This window comes from Paenibacillus sp. FSL K6-1318 (assembly GCF_037976905.1).
Classification (GTDB): domain Bacteria; phylum Bacillota; class Bacilli; order Paenibacillales; family Paenibacillaceae; genus Paenibacillus; species Paenibacillus amylolyticus_A.
This window is the reverse complement of the sequence record NZ_CP150270.1, coordinates 4,753,728-4,777,561: the sequence shown is the minus strand read 5'-3', so window position 1 is coordinate 4,777,561 and position 23,834 is coordinate 4,753,728. Positions and strand designations below refer to the sequence as shown.

General features: G+C 46.9%; 24 protein-coding genes and 1 other annotated feature. Of the genes, 21 read left to right on the top strand and 3 right to left on the bottom strand.

What is annotated here, in order from left to right; genetic code table 11:
• The first annotated feature begins 89 nt into the window (after positions 1-89).
• The 12 genes from NYE45_RS21160 (at position 90) to leuS (ending at position 10,618) form a co-directional block, all read left to right on the top strand.
• The gene (locus NYE45_RS21160; protein WP_062835565.1) at positions 90-617 is read left to right on the top strand and encodes a YqeG family HAD IIIA-type phosphatase; all 528 of its coding nucleotides are present in this window, start codon (positions 90-92) and stop codon (positions 615-617) included.
• Positions 614-1,741 carry a ribosome biogenesis GTPase YqeH gene (gene yqeH, locus NYE45_RS21155; RefSeq protein ID WP_017687184.1) on the top strand — a complete coding sequence of 376 codons (1,128 nt, stop codon included), beginning with the start codon at positions 614-616 and terminating at the stop codon, positions 1,739-1,741. Before NYE45_RS21160 ends, yqeH begins: the two co-directional genes overlap by 4 nt.
• Positions 1,742-1,783: 42 nt before the next feature.
• A complete protein-coding gene (aroE, locus tag NYE45_RS21150; protein ID WP_340013851.1) occupies positions 1,784-2,653 on the top strand; it encodes a shikimate dehydrogenase in 870 nt (289 codons plus the stop codon).
• Between the two features lie 80 nt (positions 2,654-2,733).
• Positions 2,734-3,027: a ribosome assembly RNA-binding protein YhbY gene (gene yhbY, locus NYE45_RS21145; RefSeq protein ID WP_017687186.1), complete on the top strand. Its 294-nt coding sequence runs from the start codon at positions 2,734-2,736 to the stop codon at positions 3,025-3,027.
• Positions 3,028-3,042: 15 nt separating this feature from the next.
• Positions 3,043-3,633: a nicotinate-nucleotide adenylyltransferase gene (locus NYE45_RS21140; RefSeq protein ID WP_074095918.1), complete on the top strand. Its 591-nt coding sequence runs from the start codon at positions 3,043-3,045 to the stop codon at positions 3,631-3,633.
• On the top strand, positions 3,617-4,183 hold the full coding sequence (gene yqeK, locus NYE45_RS21135; protein WP_340013850.1) for a bis(5'-nucleosyl)-tetraphosphatase (symmetrical) YqeK: 567 nt from the start codon (positions 3,617-3,619) through the stop codon (positions 4,181-4,183). Before NYE45_RS21140 ends, yqeK begins: the two co-directional genes overlap by 17 nt.
• Positions 4,184-4,383: 200 nt before the next feature.
• A complete protein-coding gene (gene rsfS, locus NYE45_RS21130) occupies positions 4,384-4,731 on the top strand; it encodes a ribosome silencing factor (protein ID WP_036615136.1) in 348 nt (115 codons plus the stop codon).
• On the top strand, positions 4,728-5,633 hold the full coding sequence (locus tag NYE45_RS21125) for a S1-like domain-containing RNA-binding protein (RefSeq protein ID WP_340013849.1): 906 nt from the start codon (positions 4,728-4,730) through the stop codon (positions 5,631-5,633). The genes rsfS and NYE45_RS21125 overlap by 4 nt, the downstream gene beginning before the upstream one ends.
• Before the next feature lie 129 nt (positions 5,634-5,762).
• The gene (locus NYE45_RS21120) at positions 5,763-6,533 is read left to right on the top strand and encodes a class I SAM-dependent methyltransferase (protein ID WP_340017416.1); all 771 of its coding nucleotides are present in this window, start codon (positions 5,763-5,765) and stop codon (positions 6,531-6,533) included.
• Positions 6,534-6,755: 222 nt separating this feature from the next.
• Positions 6,756-6,956, top strand: a complete 201-nt coding sequence (locus NYE45_RS21115; protein ID WP_340013848.1) for a hypothetical protein — start codon at positions 6,756-6,758, stop codon at positions 6,954-6,956.
• Positions 6,946-7,713, top strand: a complete 768-nt coding sequence (locus NYE45_RS21110) for an aminoglycoside phosphotransferase family protein (RefSeq protein ID WP_340013847.1) — start codon at positions 6,946-6,948, stop codon at positions 7,711-7,713. The genes NYE45_RS21115 and NYE45_RS21110 overlap by 11 nt, the downstream gene beginning before the upstream one ends.
• Positions 7,714-7,825: 112 nt before the next feature.
• Positions 7,826-8,095, top strand: a binding site (T-box leader).
• Between the two features lie 78 nt (positions 8,096-8,173).
• The gene (leuS, locus tag NYE45_RS21105) at positions 8,174-10,618 is read left to right on the top strand and encodes a leucine--tRNA ligase (protein ID WP_340013846.1); all 2,445 of its coding nucleotides are present in this window, start codon (positions 8,174-8,176) and stop codon (positions 10,616-10,618) included.
• On the opposite strand, the gene comER is transcribed toward leuS, so the two are convergent.
• A complete protein-coding gene (comER, locus tag NYE45_RS21100) occupies positions 10,599-11,444 on the bottom strand; it encodes a late competence protein ComER (RefSeq protein WP_036615122.1) in 846 nt (281 codons plus the stop codon). The genes leuS and comER overlap by 20 nt on opposite strands.
• Positions 11,445-11,629: 185 nt before the next feature.
• Here comER and NYE45_RS21095 point away from each other — a divergent pair, with 185 nt between their 5' ends.
• From NYE45_RS21095 to NYE45_RS21085, 3 genes are all read left to right on the top strand, one after another.
• Positions 11,630-12,265 carry a helix-hairpin-helix domain-containing protein gene (locus NYE45_RS21095; RefSeq protein ID WP_340013844.1) on the top strand — a complete coding sequence of 212 codons (636 nt, stop codon included), beginning with the start codon at positions 11,630-11,632 and terminating at the stop codon, positions 12,263-12,265.
• Positions 12,266-12,304: 39 nt separating this feature from the next.
• Positions 12,305-12,826, top strand: coding sequence for a dCMP deaminase family protein (locus tag NYE45_RS21090; protein WP_062835557.1), 522 nt, complete (start codon positions 12,305-12,307; stop codon positions 12,824-12,826).
• A 102-nt stretch (positions 12,827-12,928) separates the two neighbouring features.
• A complete protein-coding gene (locus tag NYE45_RS21085; protein ID WP_340013843.1) occupies positions 12,929-15,802 on the top strand; it encodes a ComEC/Rec2 family competence protein in 2,874 nt (957 codons plus the stop codon).
• A 719-nt stretch (positions 15,803-16,521) separates the two neighbouring features.
• Here NYE45_RS21085 and NYE45_RS21080 read toward each other — a convergent pair.
• Positions 16,522-16,824 carry a hypothetical protein gene (locus NYE45_RS21080; protein ID WP_062835531.1) on the bottom strand — a complete coding sequence of 101 codons (303 nt, stop codon included), beginning with the start codon at positions 16,822-16,824 and terminating at the stop codon, positions 16,522-16,524.
• A 351-nt stretch (positions 16,825-17,175) separates the two neighbouring features.
• On the opposite strand from NYE45_RS21080, the gene NYE45_RS21075 reads away from it, so the two are divergent.
• The 3 genes from NYE45_RS21075 (at position 17,176) to holA (ending at position 20,281) form a co-directional block, all read left to right on the top strand.
• Complete coding sequence (locus NYE45_RS21075; RefSeq protein WP_017687205.1) at positions 17,176-17,724, top strand: sigma-70 family RNA polymerase sigma factor; 549 nt, start codon at positions 17,176-17,178, stop codon at positions 17,722-17,724.
• Entirely contained in the window at positions 17,721-19,007 is a 1,287-nt protein-coding gene (locus tag NYE45_RS21070) for an anti-sigma factor (RefSeq protein WP_340013842.1), read from the top strand. The genes NYE45_RS21075 and NYE45_RS21070 overlap by 4 nt, the downstream gene beginning before the upstream one ends.
• A 257-nt stretch (positions 19,008-19,264) precedes the next feature.
• A complete protein-coding gene (gene holA / locus NYE45_RS21065; RefSeq protein ID WP_340013841.1) occupies positions 19,265-20,281 on the top strand; it encodes a DNA polymerase III subunit delta in 1,017 nt (338 codons plus the stop codon).
• A gap of 187 nt (positions 20,282-20,468) precedes the next feature.
• On the opposite strand, the gene rpsT is transcribed toward holA, so the two are convergent.
• Positions 20,469-20,741 carry a 30S ribosomal protein S20 gene (gene rpsT, locus NYE45_RS21060; RefSeq protein ID WP_024628504.1) on the bottom strand — a complete coding sequence of 91 codons (273 nt, stop codon included), beginning with the start codon at positions 20,739-20,741 and terminating at the stop codon, positions 20,469-20,471.
• A 175-nt stretch (positions 20,742-20,916) separates the two neighbouring features.
• Between rpsT and gpr the strand changes: the two genes are divergently transcribed.
• The 3 genes from gpr (at position 20,917) to NYE45_RS21045 (ending at position 23,773) form a co-directional block, all read left to right on the top strand.
• A complete protein-coding gene (gene gpr / locus NYE45_RS21055) occupies positions 20,917-21,918 on the top strand; it encodes a GPR endopeptidase (RefSeq protein WP_340013840.1) in 1,002 nt (333 codons plus the stop codon).
• A 145-nt stretch (positions 21,919-22,063) separates the two neighbouring features.
• Positions 22,064-23,359, top strand: coding sequence for a stage II sporulation protein P (locus NYE45_RS21050; protein WP_340013839.1), 1,296 nt, complete (start codon positions 22,064-22,066; stop codon positions 23,357-23,359).
• Positions 23,360-23,413: 54 nt separating this feature from the next.
• On the top strand, positions 23,414-23,773 hold the full coding sequence (locus tag NYE45_RS21045; RefSeq protein WP_340013838.1) for a hypothetical protein: 360 nt from the start codon (positions 23,414-23,416) through the stop codon (positions 23,771-23,773).
• Positions 23,774-23,834: the final 61 nt, after the last annotated feature.

Here is a 23,834-nt window from a genome sequence, read left to right as displayed (position 1 = left end):
CTTTTTTCCTATGCCATCAGGCGCTGTATGCATTTTCAGGAAAGACGGATTTGTGATATAGTGTGTCGTATGAAACTGAGGTGACTTCTTTGTTTAAAATGTTAATGCCCAAGCTGCGTGTAGACACGGTTTTTGACATTAATCTGGAAGAGCTGTACGCTCAAGGCTACCGTGGAATTATAACTGATCTGGATAACACACTCGTTGGAGCCAAAGCCCCTGACGCTACGCCCGAACTGATTGAATGGTTTGCACGTGTGAAAGAGGCAGGTTTCAAGCTGATGATTGTGTCCAATAACAATTTGAATCGTGTATCCCTGTTTGCGACCCCGCTGGATATCCAGTTTGTGCATAGTGCACGCAAACCATCGAATGTACCGTTTCGTAGAGCAATGAAAATGATGGAGTTATCTCCTGAAAAAACGATTGTAGTAGGCGATCAGATGCTTACGGACGTCTATGGAGGGAACCGAATGGGGCTATATACCGTTCTGGTATTGCCAATCTCCATTGGAGACGAAGGCTTTATGACCCGCTTCAATCGGCGCGTGGAACGGATTGCTCTAACGAGTTTACGCAGGAAAGGCTTATGGCTTGAGGAGGAAAAGAAGAAATGACAGAACCGCATAACGGCAATCTTGCCGTAAGGTGCAGCGGATGCGGCGTGCATCTGCAAACAGAAAATTCGGAATTACCAGGGTTTATCCCCGAGAAGGCACTGGATCGTGAACCGGTTATATGCCAGCGCTGTTTCCGTATCAAAAACTACAATGAGTCATCATCCGTTACGGTGGATCAGGACGAATTCCTGGCGCTGCTTAGCAAAATCGGGGATAAGGATGCACTTGTCATCCATATCGTTGATTTGTTTGACTTTGATGGCAGTATTATCTCCGGTCTGCAACGTTTTGTAGGCAACAATCCAGTATTGCTTGCTGTGAACAAAACGGACTTGCTTCCGAAGGTAACCAACTGGAACAAGGTTCGAAACTGGGTACAAAAGCAAGCCAAGGAACAAGGTTTGCGCACAGTGGATGTTGTCTTGTGCAGTGCGAAGCAAAATCAGGGCTTCGACCGACTGCTTGAGCTCGTGGGAACGTATCGCGAAGATCGTGACGTGTACGTGGTTGGCGGTACCAATGTGGGTAAATCCACACTGATTAACCGTCTGATCCGTGATTACAGCGATCTGGAGCAGGAACTGACCACGTCCCGTTATCCGGGAACGACGCTGGATATGGTAAACATTCCGCTGGATGATGGAAAATATATCATTGATACGCCTGGAATCGTGTATCCATGGCGTTTCAGCGAGATTGTTTCACGTAAGGATCTCGCTGCCATCATGCCGGAAAAACCGCTTAAACCGGCTGTTTATCAGTTGAACTCCGGTCAGACGCTGTTCTTTGGCGGCATGGCTCGATTCGACTTTGTTGAAGGTGATCGCCAGTCGTTCACTTGTTTTATCAGCACTGCGCTTGATATTCACCGGACGAAGCTGGAGCGTGCAGATGACCTGTACCGCGACCATCTGGGAGAATTGTTGTCTCCGCCAACCCGTGAGGATGCAGCAGAGATGGCTGAATGGACCAGACATGAATTCCGCATCAAACGCGGCAGTCAATCGGATGTGTTCATCTCGGGTCTGGGCTGGATTAAGGTAAATGGCGATATTGGCGCACTGGTTGCTGTTCATGCTCCAAAAGGCATTCGTGTACAGATCCGCCCATCCTTGATCTAGTAATCTCAGAAACTGTACATCAGATGGATCGGAGGCGGACCTATGTCTGAGCAGAAAAAGTTCAACTCTTCACTTCCGGTGTTGCTTGGCGTCATGGGTGATCCTATTGCTCACTCCAAGTCGCCGGCAATGCACAATGCGGCTCTGCAGGCTGCAGGAGTGAATGGAATGTATATGCCACTGCATGTTCATCCAGATCAACTGGAAGCGGCAGTTCGGGGAATTGTGGCACTGGGCTATCGTGGTGTCAATGTCACCATCCCGCACAAAGAGCAGGTGATGCAGTATCTGGATGTGATCGATGAAAGTGCTCGCCTCATTGGTGCGGTGAATACCATCGTCAATGAAGGTGGAACACTGACAGGGTACAATACGGATGGTATTGGCTATGTCCGATCTCTGAAGGAAGAGGCTGTGCCGGAGCTTGCGGGTAAACGTATTGCTGTACTGGGCGCAGGTGGAGCAGCGAGAGGCGTCATATACGCACTTGCACTGGAGAAGCCTGAACAGATCCATATTCTGAACCGTACAGCGGACAGGGCTATTGCACTTGCTTCGGATTTGCGGGGCCACGGCTTGGGAGAGATCTTGGGTAGTGGGATGGAAGACGCTGCGACGGTGCTGGCTAAGGCGGATATCGTTATTAACACAACGGCTGCAGGAATGCACCCACATGTTGATGACGTACCGGTTGATCCCACACTGATCCGTGAAGGAGCAGCGGTGAGTGATCTGATCTACAATCCGCTGGAAACCCGTCTGCTCCGGGAGTCGCGGTTACGCGGGTGCACGGTACACGGTGGTCTGGGTATGTTTGTATACCAGGGTGCAGTGGCCTTTGAACATTGGCTCGGTATTCCGGCTCCAGTGGAGACGATGAGACGAGCTGTACTAAACAGTTTTGAAGTGTGAAAATAATAATTGAACGGTCAGGCCTGGACAGTCTTTGAGCTGTCGAAGGGCCTGCTCAACATAAGGAGTATGGAGTATTCATGTTAAACGGTAAACAAAAGCGCTTTTTGCGGTCACAGGCACATCACCTGACCCCTGTATTTCAGATTGGTAAAGGTGGAACCAACGAGCACCTGTTCCGTCACATCGAAGATGCGATTGAGAAGCGCGAATTGATGAAAGTGCAAGTGTTGAACAACAATGACGAGGACAGAAAAGAGATGGCAGAAGAAGTTGCCCGTGAAACGGGAAGTGAGCTTGTACAACTCATCGGTAACACCATCATCCTGTACAAAGAATCGCGCGATAACAAACAAATCGAATTACCTAGATAAGGGAGCGTGACGCAGGTGAAGATCGGCATCATGGGTGGTACGTTTGATCCGATCCACATGGGGCACCTCCTGGCAGCAGAGGCGGCAAGGGATTCACATGCACTGGATGAAATCTGGTTCATGCCCTCCCATGTTCCACCTCACAAGCGCGGAGCCGGAGCTTCGGGACAGCAACGTCTCGACATGACGGAAGCGGCTGTGAAGGGTGTGCAGCAATATGAGGTGCTGGGCATCGAGATGGAACTGGGCGGAGTGTCTTATACAATCGATACGATGAAGGAACTGTGGCGTCGCCATCCTGAACATGAATTTTATTTCATTATCGGGGCGGATATGGTGAACTATCTTCCCAAATGGGAGCAGATTGAAGAACTTGCCGAACGCTTAACCTTTATTGGGGTTGGTCGGCCGGGCTTCCAGTTACATCTGGATGATCTACCAGACGAGTTACAGGATCGGGTCCTATTAGCCGAGATGCCCTTGGTTGATATTTCATCGACAGCCGTACGCAGACGTCTAGCCAAAGGACATTCGGTACGCTTCATGATTCCTGATGAGGTGCACCAATACATTGTAAGGAGCGGTTTATATGGCACTAAGCCGTGAGGAACTGATTCAAGCCGTATCCGGCCAAATGCCGGAAAAACGCTGGAAGCATACACTGGGCGTGATGGAATCGTCAGTGATGTTGGCTGAAAAATACGGTGCTGATCCTGTGAAAGCAGATCTGGCAGCGATATTGCATGATGTGGCGAAGTACTGGCCCGTAGCGGAGATGGAAGCGGTCATCCGTGATAACGGATTAAACCAGGAACTTCTGCAGCATGACAAGCAGCTCTGGCATTCCGAAGTCGGTGCTTTTGTAGCCAAGCGTGATTACGGTGTGGAAGATTCCGAAGTTATTCATGCCATCCGGTGGCATACCTCGGGTCGGGTAGGCATGAGCTTGCTGGACAAAGTGGTATGTCTTGCCGATTACATTGAACCGGGACGAGATTTCCCGGGAGTGGATCATATTCGCGAACAGGCTGAACGTAGTCTGGAGGAAGGTTTAATTGCCGGATTCGATTCGACGATCAGCTTGCTGATCTCGCAGCGCCGTGTCATTTATCCTTTGACTATGCTGTCGCGGAATGACTTAATTGCACAATTATAGAGGTTGTTCAAAAAGCCCACTTTTGATTACGAAGGATGCCTAGCGGCATCATCAGCATCGAAGATGAAATTCAGCTGAAATGTCCGTTGCTCACGTAGTTTGCCTACGCTCCGCTACTCCATTTCTAGCTTTATTCCATCTTCTCGGTACTGAAAACTGATCTTTTTGAACACACAATTATAGATTATGGAGGTTGGTTCATGACAGTATCATCGAAAGAACTTATGAATATGGCGGTTGCTGCCGCTGACGACAAAAAGGCATCCAATATTGTAGCATTGGATCTGATTAATGTTTCTCTGGTGGCGGATTATTTTGTTATTTGTCACGGGAATTCCGATACACAGGTACAAGCCATTGCCACTGAAATTCGCAAACAGGCTCATGCAGCCGGAGCGACGATCAAAGGTATCGAAGGTATGGATTCCGCACGTTGGGTACTGATGGACATGGGCGATGTTGTTGTTCATATCTTCCACCGCGACGAGCGTGAATACTACAACATTGAACGTCTATGGTCTGACGCCAAAGTGGTGGAAACTGTATGAGTTTGATTGCTGGAACAGTCGTCTCTTTGCCGGTTTCACGTGAAGTGTCTCCGTTTGGTTTCTTTTTGACGACAGGATCGGAAGATGTACTGCTTCACTACACCGAGTTAACGCGGGATATTAAGATTGGTGAGACACTTGAGGTATTTGTATTCTTTGATACGGAAGATCGTCTGGCCGTAACGATGAAAAAACCTTATCTCATGCTTGGCGAAATGGCACGACTGGTTGTGGCTGATGTTCACCCACGACTGGGCTGTTTCCTTGAAATGGGACTTGGACGGCAATTGCTGCTTCCTATTCGTGAATTGCCTGAACTGGAAGAACTGCGTCCTCAAGTAGGGGATGAAGTCTTTGTAATCATGGAACATGACAAGCAGGGACGTCTGCGTGCCAAATTGGCCGGGGAGCGTGAGCTTTCACCCTTGTCTTTCCATGCGCCAACTTCATGGTTAAACGAATGGGTTGAAGCGACGGTATACAAGCCACTGCAGATGGGTACTTTTGTACTTGTAGAGGGCGGTGTACTGGGCTTTGGCGCGATTGGGATGATTCATTCATCTGAACGTAGTCATTTGTTGCGTCTGGGTGAGAAAGTTAAATGTCGGGTGACACTGGTACGTGAAGACGGTCGTGTGAATCTGGCTATGACTCAACTCAAACAAGTTGGACGTAACGAAGATGCAGACAAGCTGCTCGCCTTTATGAAAGAGCGTCCTATGGGCGGCATGCCTTACTCGGATGCAACTCCGCCGGATATCATCAAGCAGCGCTTTGGCATCAGTAAGTCTGCTTTCAAGCGTGCCTTGGGCAAATTGATGAAAGACGGATTGGTGGTTCAAAAGGAAAGCTGGACGTATCTGTCCGAATCTGCTCCTGCGGATCAAAGTGAAAACAAGTAATTTTACTGATTAAATAGTTGTAATATGGAACTCGGATAAGGCAGGGATAGGCTGGGTAAACACCGGATGCCCCTGCTTTTTCTTTTGTTAGCAGGATTGGAAAATGAAATTGAAAGTGCGGTGCCTGACATGTCTTACCGGAAATTTGCCTATGTGTATGATGAATTAATGGAAGATATGCCTTATCCGGACTGGATAAGGTTTGCAAGAACAGCATGGGAACAGCATGGAATGCCCAAAAGTGTCGCTGAACTTGGCTGTGGAACGGGCTCTATTACGATCCCGCTCGTAAACTCAGGTTTTGAAGTTACAGGCATTGACCTCTCATCAGATATGCTGTCGGTTGCACGCAGCAAGATGGAGGCTACGCCTCAGGGTCATCGCTTGTATCGCGAGGGCAGTGTCCGTTGGGTGCAGCAGGATATGCGGGAATGGCGAGTTCCGGAGCCTGTGGATTCGGTGATATCTTTCTGTGATTGCGTCAATTACCTGCTTGAACAAGAAGATGTCGTTCGTACATTCCAGCGCACATATGAGATGCTGAAGCCTGGTGGAACGTTCCTGTTTGATGTGCATCATCCCAATACCCTTATTCGTTATGATGAGGAGCAGCCTTTCGTACTGGATGAGCGCTCCGTATCTTATATTTGGACTTGTGATCTGGACCAGGATCGCTGTGAGATCGAGCATCATCTCAGTATCTTTTCGCGTGTGGATGATGGTAGCAAGGATATGTACCAGCGCTTTGAAGAAGTTCATGTTCAGCGTGCGTATGATCCGGACTGGATGAAGCTGGAGTTGTCCAAGGCAGGATTCAGAGACGTGAAGGTATATGGGGATTTTGAATGGAAAGAGGCCGGAGACAGCGCACAGCGCTTGTTCTACGTTGCTGTGAAATAAGAGCGAATAATGAGAACTGTCCTTATGATGCATAAGGGCAGTTTTTTTGTTTGATTTTCCATGGATAATGAATAACAAGCTTCTATAATCCGCCAAGGAAATGCTAGGAAAGATAAAATAGCGTGACAAAAAGTATTGCCAGTTATAGTAAAGGAGGCCATAATAGTCGGATGGAAAGCGTTTTCTAAGAAAATCAATCAATAGTCAATGTGAGGTGTAGAATTGGAAAGTACATATAAAACAAGACTCTCGTCAGAACAGTTGAATGCCATAATAGAGCATCATTTCTCTGCAAGTATACAGGACTATAAGGAAATGGTGGATGGCTGGGCCAATCACGCATATCTCATTACACGGAGTGACGCCCAGCGGGTGGTACTCAAAATTGCCCCCGTCAGCTTCGACAAATCTGATGCGCTGTGAACAGGATCTCATGATTGCCGAAGTTGAGGCACTGCACCTCATTACGGAGCTACAGGATGTTCCCGTACCCCAAGTGTTGGCTTATGATGATTCGTTAACTATGGCTTCAGCGCGTTATTTTATTATGGAGTACATGTCTGGAACACCCTATAATCAGGTCAAGGATCAATATTCTGCGGAAGAACAGGAAGCCATTGAACACCAGCTGGGTCAGTACAATCGTCGAATTAATGAAATCAAGGGTGAGCAGTTCGGATATTTCTCGGAGCAAAAACAGCGATATTCCACATGGAAAGAAGCATTTATGAATTTGATGGATGACATTCTTACCGATGGGGAAGAAGCCGGGATTACATTTTCGATGGATTACCCTGAGTTGAGACGCTTGATTGAAGAAAAATCGGATGTGCTGGACGATGTCGAAGAACCTGTGCTTGTCAGTTGGGATCTGTGGGATGGCAATGTGTTAGTGGATGCAGGTCATATCACAGCGATTATAGATTTTGAGCGTTCTTTGTGGGCAGACCCTCTGATGGAGCATTATTTCAGTCATTTTAACTATACTCCCGGTTTTGTGAAAGGGTATGGGCATGCGATTACGACTGAAAGTGAGCTGAGAAGAAGAAGTCTGTATGACTTGTACTTTGATCTTGTACTACGCATTGAGTGCGCTTATCGCCAATATGATAATCAGGAACATGTGAATTGGACCATTCATAATCTGGAGGAAGGTATTGAGCGTTTTCGCTTATCCTAAATAACAGCTAGCGCTATGGAACAGTTCGAATCGTGTTCTTCAAGATGGCAATTATCACGTGTAATATTGACTTTGGGCTTGCTTTTTTATATAATGGTCCCGATATTGTATACATATTTCGATGATAAGGATTAGTAGTGATTCCTGTACATAACAGAGAGCCGGCGGTTGGTGCAAGCCGGTTGACAGTGATTTGCGAACTCGCCTTGGAGAAATGCGGTGATTACACCATTCTGTTTAACCTGCTTGTATAAAGCTTGGGTTCAGGAATGGAAATCCGCATCGGTTAACCGCCGTTACAGGTCCAAAGGGAGTGGATGACGAAGCACGTTCGTCCGCTAACTAGGGTGGTACCACGGGAATTCAACCTCTCGTCCCTAGCGCTGCAAACGCTACGGGATGCTGAGGTTTTTTTGTTGCAATTAAAGATAAAGCGAATAACCTGAAGGAGGAACAATAGATGAGTGATAATAACCAGCCGAAACACGGCTATCAGCCACAAGTCATGGAAAAAAGTTGGCAGCAATACTGGGATGCAAATAAAACGTTTAAAACAGGTGAGGACCCGGTTAAACCGAAGTTTTATGCACTGGATATGTTCCCTTACCCATCCGGTTCAGGTCTGCACGTAGGCCACCCGGAAGGATATACGGCAACGGATATCGTTTCCCGTTACAAACGTATGCGCGGTTACAATGTATTGCACCCCATGGGTTGGGACGCTTTCGGTCTGCCTGCTGAGCAGCATGCACTGGATACAGGTGAACATCCACGGCATATTACATTCCGCAATATTGACAATTTCCGTCGCCAGATCAAATCGCTCGGGTTCTCCTATGACTGGGATCGTGAGATCAGCACAACGGACCCTGAATACTATAAATGGACGCAATGGATCTTTATTCAGCTGTACAATAAAGGCTTGGCTTATGTGGATGAAGTCGCAGTTAACTGGTGTGAGGCCCTTGGAACGGTACTGGCTAATGAAGAGGTTATTGATGGCAAGAGTGAACGTGGTGGACATCCGGTTGTACGCAAACCGATGCGCCAGTGGGTCCTGAAAATTACCGAGTATGCAGAGCGCCTGTTGGAAGACCTGGAAGAGCTGGATTGGTCTGAAAGCATTAAGGATATGCAGCGTAACTGGATCGGTAAATCGACAGGTGCAGAGGTTGTATTTGCCATTGAGGGTCGCGAGGAAGTCATCAAGGTGTTCACTACCCGTGCGGACACATTGTTCGGTGCGAGCTTTGCAGTACTTGCTCCGGAACATGAGTTGGTAGAAGCGATTACAACCGATGACCAACGTGAAGCGATTCAGGCTTATCAGGAGCAGGCTTCTCGTAAGAGTGATCTGGAACGTACAGATTTGGCCAAAGACAAAACAGGTGTATTCACCGGCGCTTATGCAATCAATCCCGTTAATGGCGCGAAACTGCCGATCTGGATTGCTGATTACGTTCTTGCAGGTTACGGTACAGGTGCGGTTATGGCTGTTCCGGGTCATGATGCACGTGACTGGGAATTTGCGAAGCAGTTCGGTCTGGATATCATCGAGGTTATCCAAGGTGGGGACGTTACACAAGAGGCGTACTCGGGTGATGGCGCGCATGTGAATTCCGATTTCCTCAACGGACTGAACAATGAAGAAGCGGTTGCCAAGATGATTGCTTGGTTGGAAGAGAACGGCAAAGGACAAGGGAAAGTGACCTATCGTCTGCGCGATTGGCTGTTCAGCCGTCAGCGTTACTGGGGTGAACCAATCCCGATTCTGCATCTGGAAGACGGAACGATGAAAACAGTACCGGAGGATCAACTTCCACTGCTGTTGCCTGATATCGACCAGATCAAACCTTCGGGTACTGGAGAATCACCACTGGCGAATGTTACGGATTGGGTAAATACAGTAGATCCGGAAACGGGAATGAAGGCACGTCGTGAGACCAACACCATGCCACAATGGGCGGGTAGCTGCTGGTACTACCTGCGCTTTATCGATCCGCACAATGACAAGGAACTGATTTCCAAGGAGAAACAGCAGCAATGGCTGCCAGTTGATCTGTATATTGGTGGAGCAGAGCACGCGGTACTTCACTTGCTGTACGCTCGTTTCTGGCATAAAGTGCTGTATGATCTGGGTGTTGTCGATACAAAAGAGCCTTTCCATAAACTTGTTAACCAAGGTATGATCCTGGGCACGAATAATGAGAAAATGAGTAAATCTCGTGGTAATGTTATCAATCCCGATGAAATCGTCAATGAATTCGGTGCAGATACATTGCGTCTGTACGAGATGTTCATGGGACCCTTGGAAGCGACAAAACCGTGGAATGCAAACGGGGTTGAAGGCATGCACCGCTTCCTGTCACGTGTATGGCGTCTCTTCATTAACGAAGACACAGGAGCCATCAATGACAAGATTACGGTGGACGGTGGAACGGATGAGTTCAAACGGACTGCCCACAAAACGATTAAAAAAGTTACGGAAGATCTGGAACACCTGCGCTTCAACACATCCATCAGCCAGCTGATGATTTTCATCAACGATGCATACAAAGCCGACACACTGCCTCGTGAAGCGATGGAGAACTTTGTGCAGTTGTTGTCACCACTGGCACCGCATATGGCAGAGGAACTGTGGAGTCGTTTGGGTCATGAAGGTGGCATTTCTTACGTGGCTTGGCCTGAATATGATGAGTCCATGACAGTGGATGCGGAAGTAGAAATCGTTGTTCAGGTAAACGGTAAAATCGTAACCCGTGCGACGATCGCGAAGGATCTGGATGCACAGGGTATGCAGGACTTTACGATGGAGCTGGCACCTGTTAAGCAGGCGCTGGAAGGCAAGACCATTCGCAAGGTCATTGCCGTTCCAGGCAAACTCGTTAATATTGTTGCCGGTTAATCTCACCGGCTCGGAATAGTTCATCCAGCTTTAACAAATCTTCATCATATTTGTCATGTGTCGTGTGGATCAGGCTGTCGAAAACACCGTCGAGACTAACCTTCAGCAGTGCAAGTGCCTGAGCGGTAATACCGCCAGGTACAGCGACACGAGCCTGAAGCTCTTGCGGCGTGTATCCTCCTTCGGTGAGCAGCTTGCCTGTTCCCAGGAGCATTTCGCCAGCCAGAGCGCAGGCATCTGCCCTTTTGATGCCTGTCAGCTTCACGGCGCTTTCGATCCACTGTTCCAAAAAGAACGATATGAATGCAGGTCCGCAGCTAGAGAAGTCGGATGTGATTCTTGTACAGGCTTCATCCACCTGGTACGGCCTGCCTATATGACTGAGCAGACTTTCCAACACAGCGCGGTCTTCACTGGTCATTCGTTCGCCATGTATGCAGAGGGACGCTCCACTGCCGACTTGGTGTGTGACGCTGGGAATTACCTTGGAGACTTTGCAAGGAAGTGAAGATTCCAGATGTCGCAGCTGCACGGGACTGGTGATCGAGACAATTATATGATTGGGATTCACGACAGGCAGGATGTCGTCAATGACATGTTTGAATTCAAGCGGCTTCACGCACAGGAAGATGATATTGCTTCGGATCACCGTTTCCCGATTGCTCTGGGATTCATGCAGACCGGGGTAACGGAGGGATAACTGACGTACTTTGGACGGGGTTCGATTGCTGGCGGCGATCTGCCGGGGCTCAAGTGCACCCGATTGGATCAGGGCATAGATCAACAGGCTGCCCATGCTGCCGGTTCCGATAAATCCAACCTTCATTGTTTCAGGCCTCCTTTCATGCTTTACGGTACTGGCGCAGTTCATTCCCTCTATTCTATGCGTGAGGACCTGTTTCACATGACATGAAAAATGCACAACTTGTTTCATCAGGGAAGTTCAACGGTTCGGAAGCACCGCCCGTGTTCGAAATGAATGATTTTGAATTCAGGGAGAGGTGTGGAAGAATGAGATGGAATAAAGGAATGACCATTGCTGCTGCGGTGGTTGGAAGTATACTTATATTATGGTCGGGCAAAAGTGAACAACCACCTAGTGGCTGGGAACCCTTGCAGCTCGGCACCGAGAAGCCGACGATAGAGCAGGAACTCCCTGCTGTACTGTCGGCTACTTCGGTTCAGGGCAATACAGGAGCATCTTCAGGATCGGATGCAAGTGGAATGCAGACTGGGAATGATGCAAAGGCAGATAAGTCTAAAGAGCTTGCGAGCGCTTCAGTTGAAGGTGATTCGGGAGTTCAAACTACAAGTCAGGCAAATGATAATCCACCAGACACCTCAAATTCGATTGAACCAGTTGCGCAAAGTACGAACTCGAATCCTTTGGTTACCTCCGAGACGGCTTCGAACAGTAATGCACCTGTAGTTCGTGAGGAATCTGGTGACAGTGGGAAAATTGATGTGAATACAGCGCCTGTCTCCAAGCTTACAGAGCTTCCCGGAATCGGAGAGAAGAAAGCTCAGGCTATTGTGGACTATCGGAATGCACATGGTCCTTTTGCGAAAGTTAGTGATCTGACGAAGGTCAAAGGAATTGGCATGAAGATGCTGGAGAAGATGGCACCGTATGTGCAGATCCGTTAATTTTAGAATAAAAATTGTGTTGAGCGGGAGGAAAGCAGCATGAGTACAGTAGAGGTACGCAAGGACTGGGACACGTATTTTATGGACATTGCATATATGGTCTCGACCCGTTCCCGCTGTTCGCGTCGTCACGTGGGTTCCGTTCTTGTTCAGGGAAAGAAACTGCTGGGAACAGCCTATAATGGTGCACCCACCGGCGTCCCGGATTGTTCTGAAGCAGGTTGCATGATTTCAGAAGAATATGAGTTGGTCGTGACCGATGGTCGGGAAGAAATGGTCAAAAAGCAACGCTGCATTCGCACAATCCATGCGGAGCAAAATTTGCTTTTATTCACAGATCGAATTGACCGCGAAGGCTCGTCTGTGTATGTGACCGACGAACCTTGCTGGACATGTGCAAATATGCTGGCGAATAGTGGAATTACAGAAATCGTCTTTCATCGTTCTTATCCTAAAGATACCGGTAAGGTTACCAACATGATGCAACAGAAGGGCATAACGTTCCGCAGACTGGAGAATTACCAGCCCCCGCGTGAAACGATGATGACTGTGAGCAATTAATGTGAATATGGTCGAATACGCGAGGGAGAACCTCCGGCAAGCCTGAATGGGCTTTCTGGGGGTTTTTCTGCGTTCAACGGATGAGATGAAGGAGGGGGATGAATGAAAGGTAGACCTTTGCTAAGCTTTACGATTTGCTGGTTATGCGGTAGCGGGATGGCAAGTGCTTTAACAGGCTGGACATTGATCTGGGGAATGATTGGAGCGCTGGCGTGTCTGCCACTTCTACTTCGTTTCATTGATGTTCGTGGATGGTCCATTTTATTTTTACTCACTGCCTTTATTGGAGGTGCTGCACATTGGGAATGGAATGACGCACGCAATCATAGCAGACTGCCTGAGACTACTCATATTTCTGCTAGAGAGTTGGACGGTTTGGCAGCCGAAATTCAGGGTGAGCTTGTGTCAGATGTACGCATTGATGGAGATCGGGCAGACTTTAAGATACAGATGTCTTCAATATTGCCCATATCGAATTCATCAGCAGATACAGATCTGGCAGCATTATCTACATTCAAAATAGATGAACAATTGATGGTTCAAGTCAGACTGATGGAGGAAGAGGAACAGCAAGTAGCAGCAGGTTGGAAGAGGGGGGATTCAATCACACTTAATGGTTCTTTTGCCCTTCCTGGTGAAGCCAGGAACTTTGGCGGGTTTGATTATCGCAGTTATTTGCGAACCCTGCATATCCATTGGTTGTTCAAAGTGAAGGGAGCCAGTTCAGTTACAGCAGCTCCCCCTGAAGGGCTTGGATTATTTAACGTACTACGATGGACGGATTGGACGAGGCATACGTTGGGTTCGGCGGTTGAGCAGTTATTTCCTGAGCCTCATGCAGGATATATGAAGGGTCTGATTATCGGGATGGCTAATGATATCGATCCAGGCACCTATGGTCAATTTTCACAACTGGGTCTAACGCATATTCTGGCAATATCTGGAACACATGTCGCTGTATATGTAGCTTCGCTGCTACTTATTCTATCTTGGATAAGGCTTACCAGAGAGACGGCACTCACGATTGTTCTGATCCTGGTGCCAGCTTATGTACTGCTATCCGGTGGATCACCTTCAGTGATTCGTGCAGGAATTATGTCCATGATTGGTCTGTATATGGCACGTCGTGGTCTCGCGAGAGACGGCCTTCAGATGATTAGTGCAGCGGCATTACTGATGATGTGGTGGGACCCGTACTTTTTGCTGAGCGTCAGCTTTCAGTTATCCTTTCTCGTGACCGCAGGTTTGATGATCTATATGCCATTGATTAATCGACTGTTCAGTAATTGGCCAAAATCTCTTGCCGCAACAGCATCGGTTACGGTGACCGCTCAGCTGATTTCGTTCCCAGTAACGATTTTGTATTTCAACCAGTTCTCACTGCTCTCATTTGTGGCTAACTTTCTGCTTGTTTCTTTGATCAGTGCTATTGTATTACCTCTGGGGACGGTCGCCATGCTATTGTCATTCATATGGGTTCCTTTGGCGAAACCCCTCGCATGGATAGCGATTCAACTGAACCAACTGACATTTGTAAGCGTGGAGTGGATGAACAGCCTGCCAGGTTTTGTGTTGATCTGGGCGACACCTTCCTTGTTATGGATTGCCGCATACTATGCTGTGTTGTATGCCTTACTCTACCTGTTGCATCGTGGTAATGGTGAGCAGCGAGAAACAGCGTTTATTGAGGAGGATACGGCTCCTCTTGTGAGGCGACAGCCTTCTGTTGCCATGGGAAATGTGGGCATTCGCTCTTCGATGTCTGCCGTGGCACAGGATCAAGGTAAGAACGGTGTAGGTGAAAAAGAAACTTCATTAACGACATTAGGAGCCAGTATTGCCTGGCCGGAGTATACAAGTGCATTTACCGCACGAGGTGCAGGATATTATGCACATGAACGAATGAGTAAAGCTCAGCAATGGTTGTGCGGGTTGCTCGCGCTCAGCTTTATTGCTGGATTGTGGTGGGCATACCAGACTCCGAAGCCTGCTGGAGCTGGCATCGTGCAGTTTTTGGATATTGGGCAAGGGGACAGTACATTGATTACAACCCCGGAAGGCAAACACATTTTGGTGGATGGTGGTGGAACGGTGAACTTCGGGAACACCGAACAATCATGGAAAACAAGGCGTGATCCGTATGAGGTAGGAGCCAAGGTGGTTGTTCCTTTATTGAAAAAGAGAGGCATCCATCAACTGGACGCTGTCATTGTAACGCATGCCGATCAGGATCATGCCGGAGGACTACAGGCTGTGCTGGAACAGATTCCGGTTAAGCGTTTCATGTTTAATGGCACAACCAGTGGTAAAGAAAACTTTGATAAATTACTGGACACAGCCATGGAACGGAAAATTCCTCTATACGCCATTCAGCAGGGCATGTCGTATAAGGCTGATAAGGAGACGAGTCTACATTTTATAGCTCCAGATCTGGCACACATGGAAGTAGAGGCTTCTGGCAGTTTGCCTGTGTCTGAACACCAAAATCATGATTCCGTTGTCTTTTTGCTAGACATGGCTGGGACTTCTATGTTGTTTACTGGCGATATGGATGCTGCTGCCGAACAGGACCTGCTCTATATGATTCAAGATGGCTCATTAGCGGCCCAGTTTGAACAGAAAGGTGTAGATCTTGGAGTTACAGAGGGAGTTGTACAAAGGGTACTTACACGCCCGTTGCAGGTTAATTTAAATGATGCTTCAGCGGTGGCGTCTGTCTCCATTGACGTTCTAAAAGTCGCTCATCATGGGAGTAAAACGTCTTCAACCGAAGCTTGGCTCCAATACTGGAATGCCAAAACCGCTGTGATATCAGCAGGAGTTAACAATACATATGGGCATCCCAATCCGGGAGTGATGGAACGTCTGGAAGCTACCGGGTCAGAGATTTATCGGACGGATCAGATGGGTGAGGTCCAGATGAGAGTGAAAGATGGGAAGATTGATATTCGGTACAAGTTGTTTGGAGTTGAGTGACGGCACGCGATCTATTTATCGGTGTGAAGATGAGTGAAGAAAACTCCGATTTAATACCAACTGGAAAGCTAAAAAGACAAGAGAACATACAACAATGTGGATAGTCTGAGCGGAAAAAGTATTGAAGTTACGTGTGAATATCGAGTAGATGATTCCACCTATGAAACCTAATAGAGCATATGCGGCAATAGCAACGAGCAATCTCATATGCGTATTATCCTTTTTTCTGTATAAAAGTAACCCATCAACCAATATAGAAAGTGGTGTAATTAAGAAAAGTAAAATAGCGAGGTTAATCAATAATCCAACCGTAAATTTATACCCGAATGAATAATAGTGAGTATTCTCTATTCTTTCATCCAAGGGAACGTAGTGATATATCCCCATTACAAGTGAAATTACAATTGCAGTTAATAAAGCTGCAAGTATTTTTCCGCGCGGCCTATTGATTCTATGGGTGTTTGTCATTTGAATATTGACCTCCATCTTAAATAACTATATTAACAAGAGATGGTTAAGGTAGTTGACATATTTTAACATACAGAGGTTGGAGTAAATAAGTAAAACAATTTTTATTCTGATCGAGATGACAGGGATTCCTCACTTCATTTGATTGCAAAATACAGCACAGCACAAAAAAGCCCGCTTTCCGTTACACTCCACGAGGGAGAATATCGGAAAACGGGCCATTTTTTCAAACTGTGGAAGAAATATAAGAACTACTCTACGCCATCCTTAAAGTGTTTGTTCCAGTGTTTGTCGCCTTTGTGCAACAGATCTTCTACCGTTTTCTCGAGAGTCATCAACAACTGTGCTCTAACATCAAGTACGGTTTCTCTGTACAAGCGTTCTTCCGATCCAACGATTTTATCGCCGTATAATGCCTGTGCAGCTACGTACTTCCGATGTTCCTCGACCAGAGTATCAATGGACTCCAATGCATGTTCCACAAAGTGGGAAATGCTTTGGTATTCTTTGGGCATTTGTTCTTTTAAAGCTTGAATTTTCGCAAGAGCTGGCATGCTCATCACCTCGTGTTTATGAATGTAAATTTACAATACACTATTTTCATGAAAATTGCATTAAAAATAGCTTAAATTTGGACAAATTTCGACTTTTTTTATTTTAAGGACCAAATAAGTGGTTAGCTATAATGTATGCCATTGCATTTGAATTGAGTCGTGTAAGTAATGGAATCCCTTTTAGACTCGTTTGGTGACTCGTTATGCGATTTCTGTTATTCTAAGAGGAGATTTCAGCGGCCCTAATACATACGCCGTTATTTTGTTATGGCAAATTAAAAAAATACTTAACTTTGCAACAATTTTATTGATGATCACGTCTGTAAGGTTGCAGGGAGAGGGGGATCCTTTGTGGTAGAGCCGGAACTCATCAGAGCCGCTCAATCGGGCGATCGCGACGCTCTAATTACCCTATTGCGGGAGATTGAACAACACGTCTATCGGACCGCATATTACATTCTAAATAATGAACAGGACGCTTTGGATGCTGCTCAGGAAGCGTTGATCCGAATTTACACCAAAATCAATTCATACGAAGAAAAGGCCCAATTCAAAACATGGGTGCAACGCATCGTCACGAACATCTGTATTGATAAATTCAGAAGAACCAAGCCGTCCGTCTCCATTGACGAACATGACATGGTTTTTCAGGATAATCAGGATGTGGAGTACGAGGTCATGTCTACATACGTGGCCCAAGACATTCAGGATGCAATCAACAAGCTTCCCGAGCATCATCGTACCGTTATTGTTCTAAGATATTTGCAGGACTTATCCTACAATGAAATTGCGGATTGTCTCGATCTTCCGTTGAATACGGTGAAATCTTATTTATTTAGAGCCAGACAGCAATTACAGAATCTACTACAGGAATATCAGAAAGGTGGTGTGACAGGATGAAATGCGAAGAGGTGGTGGAATGGATGCACCGCTATCTGGATCATGATCTGGGCGAAGCGGAAACCGCGCAGATGCTACAGCATGTGGCCAAGTGTCCGGAGTGCGCCGAGAATTTTAGTTTACTCAGAGCTCTTTCCAGAGAACTGGAAGAATTACCGCAAGTAAGCCCGAAGTTTAGTCTGGTTGATGCGATTATGCCACAGCTTGATGCTATTGACGAAGCGCGTAGGGAGCAAAGTAGCACCATACAGGAAATGAATCCTGTCCCCGCTGCATTTGAGAATTTACAACGTTCAAGTGAGCGGAAAACGAAGCAAAAACAAAAATGGCTTAACTCGATGGCAGGACGAATGTCCATGGGGGCAGCGGCTGCGGCAGTTGTATTGGGATTCGCCATCTGGGGATATGAGCCTGAACAGATTGAGAATGCCGATTCCATGTTGCTGAGCTCTGGAGCTACTCAAGAGAGCGGCAATGTGGATCAGAATGCATTGAGCAAAAATATTGAGAATTATGATCCTTCAACTTCATCCCAACCAAGCAGCAACGATGTATTTGTGGATGATTCGAATGCTTCCTCAACGGAAGGAGATAACTTGGGATCTGAAACAATGCCTGAAGAGAATGGTGGAGATCAGGTGCAGGAGCCTGAAGTTCAGACAGATCCGACACCTCAACAACCGGCTAACGAATCGACGCCTGCTCCAAATAAAGGAACTCAGGATAATTCATCCAGTTCTCCTTCGACCGATAGTCAGAAGAGTCAGGGTCAGAACCAAGACGCTGAGCAGAGAAATCAAGAATCAGGCAGTGCTCCTGCATCTTCTACAGATGGTGAAGAGGATGGAACAACCGAACCGGAAAATGGAGATGCGAAATCCTTCGCTTCTCAAGATACAGCTCCGAATACAAATGAAGATGCTCAGGTAGAAGGCGATGCTGCTCCTGATTCCGGTACTGGTGCAGACACCTCTGGAGGAAACAAAGGATTGGCAGGACCGGATCAAGGAATGGCTACAACGGCAGCACCAAAAGAATGGAAATCACCTGACGGCTCCTATGTAGTTATGCTTCTTGGTGATCAAATCAGCATATACTCCAAACCTGCCAATGAACCAGATGTTCTGAATCTGGTTGAGCAACGCAATATAGAGGGGACGCTGAAGTCAGCAAGTTGGTCGAAGGATGGTACCCTATTTAACTACGAAACGGACAAGGACGGAACAACGGCGAAGAACTCCTTTAATGTAACTTCTGTTTCAGGTGGAACTTCTGCGAAATAAGTGGAATTGGGGATTCAACGCCACTAAACGAAAGAACATTTTCAGTATGACAAGCATATATTGGAAGTAATAAAACGTCCTATCTCAGTTCAAACAACTGACGTCGTATGACCGCGCACCGGCTTTTTCTAGAACTGCTGGTGTCTGCGTTTATATAGATGTAGGACAGGGGACCTTCATCCGTAAACTGGATGTAAGGTCCCTTTGTTGTATTGCGTTTTTTCTGGTAGGATAAAAGGGATAAGGAGGCACCGTGAATGGATGTAAAAAGTGCAACAAAGGCGATACGTAGTGGAGAACCGGCTCCGATCTATGTGCTGTATGGAACGGAAAAGTATCAGATACAGCAGTTTACGGATATGTTAAAGGAACAGGTTATTGAAGAAGAACATCGTGATTTTGCGATTATTCCATATGATTTGTCTGAAACGGCTGTGGAGGTCGTTATTGAAGAAGCGGAGACTGTACCTTTTCTGGTACCCCGCAAACTGATTATTGTAAGGGATGCCAGTCTGTTTACCGCAGGTAAAGAATCCAAGATCGAACACCAGGTTGATCGTCTGCTTACATATATGGAAAATCCGGCAGATTACAGTACGATTGTTTTCCTGGCCCAAGGGGATAAGCTGGATGAGCGTAAGAAACTGGTGAAGGCTGTCAAGAAACAGGCGGTAGTTCTTGCTTTTGCTCCACTGAGTGGAGATGAGCTGTTGAATTGGATTGTGAAACTGGCAAAGCAGCGGGATGTCTCGTTTGAGACGGGAGCGGCGGACACGTTGATCAGCTACGCGGGAACAGGTTTGCAGACCTTGTCTGCTGAAGTAGACAAGTTATGTTTGTTTGCGGGTAATGGGGGGACAATTCGTCGCGCTGATATCGAGTCATTGGTTGCCCGTAGTACAGAGCAGAATGTATTTTCGCTGGTGGAAGAACTCGCTAATTTGCGACTGGAGAAAGCATTGGCTCTTTTCTATGAGTTGCTGAAGCAGCGGGAAGAACCAATTAAAATTGCGGCTTTAATTGCACGTCAGTTTCGGATCATGATTCAGGTTAAAGAGTTAGGCCAACAAAGTTACTCCCAGCAGCAGATCGCCAGTCAGCTTGGTCTGCACCCATATGCCGTTAAGATTGCGGGTGAACAAGCGCGTAAATTTCAGCCAGATCGTCTGAGAATGATCCTGAGTCACCTTAGTGAACTGGATTACCAGATGAAAACAGGAGCGGTGGATAAAGTGCTGGGTCTGGAGCTTTTCTTATTAAGACTTGGTGCGTGAATGAGTACGTAAACGTAATAGAATACTCGTATGAATACAAACAAAGCGACCTTTGCTCCATGATGGTTAAATCATCGGAATAAAGGTCGCTTTATCTGTGTCTTATACTTATCGAATCAGATACTAAAAAATCCTGAAAGCCTATGCTGTTCAGGATTTTTCCATTGGATCGTATAAGTAACGCTTCTTACGCTTGTGCGGAAAGAGCGTTCAGTTTTTTCGCCAAGCGAGACTTTTTGCGTGCTGCAGCATTTTTATGAACCAGACCTTTAGTTACAGCCTTGTCCAGCTTTTTGGAAGCAGCTTGAATCGCAGCTTTTGCAGTATCAACTTCGTTACTTACCAGAGCAGCATCAGCAGCTTTAACAGCTGTACGGAGTGCAGACTTCTGGGAAGCGTTGAGTGCGCGGCGCTTGTCGCTCGTTTTTACGCGTTTAACAGCGGATTTGATGTTTGGCATTACATTCACCTCCTGTAAGGCATTTGCATGAATACAAACGTTTCACAACTTAAAATATTCTATCACGCTAGCATGTAAAATGCAACAGATATTCCTACGATGTTCGACATGCTGCATAAAGAAACTCTTTTTCCCACACAATATGCTCAAATGCGGTAAGGGAGGCAGGGACAGAATGACACTGGATTTGCAAAACTATACAGTTCGTACCGATTTGGCAATCGACTCCAAAGAAATGGCTCAAGGTGGACAGAAACAGACGATTCCCGGACTACGGGAAGATGTTGAGAAAAAAGAGGGCATTACGATCACGCGTATTGATGTACTTAATGATGAAGCAGCCCAAGCCATTGGTCGGGTGAAAGGCCACTATGTCACTTTGGAGGTGCCGTCACTACGGAATGGTGATACAGAGTTACAGGAGCGCGTTGCCGCCGAGTTCACACGTGAGATGGAAGATTTTATGGTTAAGGCCGGAATCAACAAAACATCCAAGGTCTTGATTGTTGGCCTGGGCAACTTAAATGTCACCCCGGATTCACTCGGTCCACTTGTTGTGGAAAATCTGATGGTGACCCGTCAATATTTCGAATTGGTGCCAGATCAGGTTGCACCAGGGTATCGGGAAGTCAGCGCGATTGCTCCCGGCGTGTTAGGTACAACGGGCATTGAGTCCAGTGACATCGTACAGGGGATTGTAGACCGGACCAAGCCGGATGCAATTATTGCGATTGATGCTCTGGCCTCCCGTTCCTTGGAACGTGTAAACACAACGATTCAGGTAGCCGACATTGGTATCCACCCGGGTTCAGGTATTGGCAACAAACGGCGTGGATTGACCCGTGAAATATTGGGCGTTCCCTGCATCGCCATCGGCGTACCGACTGTATGTTATGCGTCCACCATCGTGAACAATGTCATTGAGATGATGCGCTCACACTTCCGCCAAGAAACGGATCAGACGAAACAGATCATGGGCATGCTGGACGACATCGGAGAGCAAGATCGACTAAGTCTGGTGAAGGAGGTACTGGAGCCACTGGGTCATGACCTCATTGTTACCCCAAAGGAAATTGATGAGTTTATTGAGGGAATTGCCAATGTTATCGCTACAGGACTTAACGCTGCACTCCACGATGCAGTGAATCCAGATAACGTAGCCGCCTATACACATTAAAACGTAAACTGCTGAGAAGAAGGTCCGAATCTATCGGACTTTCTTTTTTTTGTTCCCGGAATCTTTCATTTTCCTGTTCTATCAAATTGGGCGCACTCATAGAGTTGAAGTATAAGAGTTGTCCAGCAGGGAAGGAGACAGCAGAATGAACAAGATATTGGCCTGGAATATTGGGAAGTGGAAAAAAAGATGTCTGCACGTGCTGGCCATGGGCCGTACGTTGTTGTTGCTTATGATCATATCTGCTTTGTTTTTTGTCGTACTTGGTCTCGGGGGGATGGCAGAGAAACGCTTAAATAATTCACCCGTTTCTTCCATGAAAGGATTTGCGAGCGCCGTATCAAGTCGCTTTTTTGTCGATATGCTCGGTATGGAGATGCCCCATCTCACCCAGAAAGAACAGACCTCTGCCATATCCGGTGAGAACCTCACCTCTTTTGTTTTCCAATTGCTGACGAATGTAAACCCTCAAGACCCCAAAAGCCTGATTGCGAGAGAAATGCCGGGCATGGGCTCCAACCAACCTGTACTGCTCCGGCCTGGCTCTGGTAACGAAAAAGCTGAGGCTCCCGAAGATTATCAGCCCGGTCCTGGTCTTACGGATACGGCTTCAGCGGATGGAGGAAAACCCGATAGTGAGCTGCATGTTCCACCCGGTCAGGACAACACGGATCCCCCTGATTCGAGCGAGGCTGGAGATGGAGAAGTTAAAGAAGATCCCCCAGCGAAGGATGGCGAGAAAGACAATAGCGGTTCACCGACAACAGGTAAAAAATCAGTTCTCATCTATCATTCTCATCCACGGGAAGGCTACAATCCACTGCTAGGTACGAAGAGTGATAACCCATCATCAGGCAAATCAACAGGCAATGTGTTTCAAGTGGGAACCTATCTCTCAGACAGTCTGGAGAAGCTGGGAATCGGCGTAGAGCACGCAAAGGATGATTACCCCACCAAAGTAAAGGACTATAACTGGAACTATTCCTATAAATATTCCCGTCAAACGGTAAAAGCGGCACTCGCTCAAAATGACGATCTGACGTATCTCATAGACATTCATCGTGATTCACAGCGTCATGGCAAAACAACGACTACTATTAATGACTTGGGCTATGCCAAAGTATATTTCATTATTGGACATGAAAATCCGAATTGGCGGCAGAATGAAGCTTTTGCAGCGAAAATTCATAAGAAACTGGAAGCCAAGTATCCTGGAGTATCCCGTGGTGTCTGGGGCAAGGACGGCGGAGGAGCCAACAACGGAGAGTATAACCAAACCCTTTCACCCAACAGCATTTTGATTGAGATTGGTGGGATCGATAATACAGGGGCTGAGTTACAACGGACTTCCAAAATCCTCGCTGACATGATTGCCCAAGTGTATTGGGAAGATCAGAAGGTGGATAAAGCCAGTGCAGAAACGTCATCACAGGGTGGATAGGGACTATATATGTATGAAGAACAAAATAATAGAGAGTGACAGGAGGCAAAGCATATGTCCAGATTCGGTAAAAGACTGTTATCCATCGCTGTATTAATGTTGCTGGGTGTGCTGTTTGGAATGCAGCTGGCTGGCAGCAACTTTCATATGGGTAATGCATCAGACGGCACGTCAACCGCTGTGACAACAGAGCCAACTTCACCGGTTACCGAATCTGTTCCGACTGCACCTGTCCAAAAGGAAGTCAAAGAACCACCGTTTGTACCTGTTCAGTCACCAAGCCAAGTGCTTGGGGCAGATCAGAGTAAGGCTCCGGTTGATGTGTTGGCAGACAAAACAGCTGGACTATTGCAAAATCTCTCTCATAGTGGAATCAAGTGGGTGGTCTCTCTTTTTAGCGGAGTTGCTGAATAAAATACCATGATTTAAAGGTACAATATAACCTCTGGGAGTTTCATGATCACACTTTATTATA

Coding starts and splice junctions, on each gene's coding strand:
- NYE45_RS21095 (WP_340013844.1), top strand. CDS start 11,630: ATGAGATGGAATAAAGGAATGACCATTGCTGCTGCGGTGGTTGGAAGT.
- rpsT (WP_024628504.1), bottom strand. CDS start 20,741: ATGCCAAACATCAAATCCGCTGTTAAACGCGTAAAAACGAGCGACAAG.
- NYE45_RS21125 (WP_340013849.1), top strand. CDS start 4,728: ATGAGTTTGATTGCTGGAACAGTCGTCTCTTTGCCGGTTTCACGTGAA.
- NYE45_RS21090 (WP_062835557.1), top strand. CDS start 12,305: ATGAGTACAGTAGAGGTACGCAAGGACTGGGACACGTATTTTATGGAC.
- comER (WP_036615122.1), bottom strand. CDS start 11,444: ATGAAGGTTGGATTTATCGGAACCGGCAGCATGGGCAGCCTGTTGATC.
- holA (WP_340013841.1), top strand. CDS start 19,265: ATGGATGTAAAAAGTGCAACAAAGGCGATACGTAGTGGAGAACCGGCT.
- yqeH (WP_017687184.1), top strand. CDS start 614: ATGACAGAACCGCATAACGGCAATCTTGCCGTAAGGTGCAGCGGATGC.
- leuS (WP_340013846.1), top strand. CDS start 8,174: ATGAGTGATAATAACCAGCCGAAACACGGCTATCAGCCACAAGTCATG.
- rsfS (WP_036615136.1), top strand. CDS start 4,384: ATGACAGTATCATCGAAAGAACTTATGAATATGGCGGTTGCTGCCGCT.
- aroE (WP_340013851.1), top strand. CDS start 1,784: ATGTCTGAGCAGAAAAAGTTCAACTCTTCACTTCCGGTGTTGCTTGGC.
- NYE45_RS21070 (WP_340013842.1), top strand. CDS start 17,721: ATGAAATGCGAAGAGGTGGTGGAATGGATGCACCGCTATCTGGATCAT.
- NYE45_RS21080 (WP_062835531.1), bottom strand. CDS start 16,824: ATGCCAGCTCTTGCGAAAATTCAAGCTTTAAAAGAACAAATGCCCAAA.
- yhbY (WP_017687186.1), top strand. CDS start 2,734: ATGTTAAACGGTAAACAAAAGCGCTTTTTGCGGTCACAGGCACATCAC.
- NYE45_RS21085 (WP_340013843.1), top strand. CDS start 12,929: ATGAAAGGTAGACCTTTGCTAAGCTTTACGATTTGCTGGTTATGCGGT.
- NYE45_RS21050 (WP_340013839.1), top strand. CDS start 22,064: ATGAACAAGATATTGGCCTGGAATATTGGGAAGTGGAAAAAAAGATGT.
- NYE45_RS21045 (WP_340013838.1), top strand. CDS start 23,414: ATGTCCAGATTCGGTAAAAGACTGTTATCCATCGCTGTATTAATGTTG.
- gpr (WP_340013840.1), top strand. CDS start 20,917: ATGACACTGGATTTGCAAAACTATACAGTTCGTACCGATTTGGCAATC.
- NYE45_RS21110 (WP_340013847.1), top strand. CDS start 6,946: ATGCGCTGTGAACAGGATCTCATGATTGCCGAAGTTGAGGCACTGCAC.
- yqeK (WP_340013850.1), top strand. CDS start 3,617: ATGGCACTAAGCCGTGAGGAACTGATTCAAGCCGTATCCGGCCAAATG.
- NYE45_RS21120 (WP_340017416.1), top strand. CDS start 5,763: ATGTCTTACCGGAAATTTGCCTATGTGTATGATGAATTAATGGAAGAT.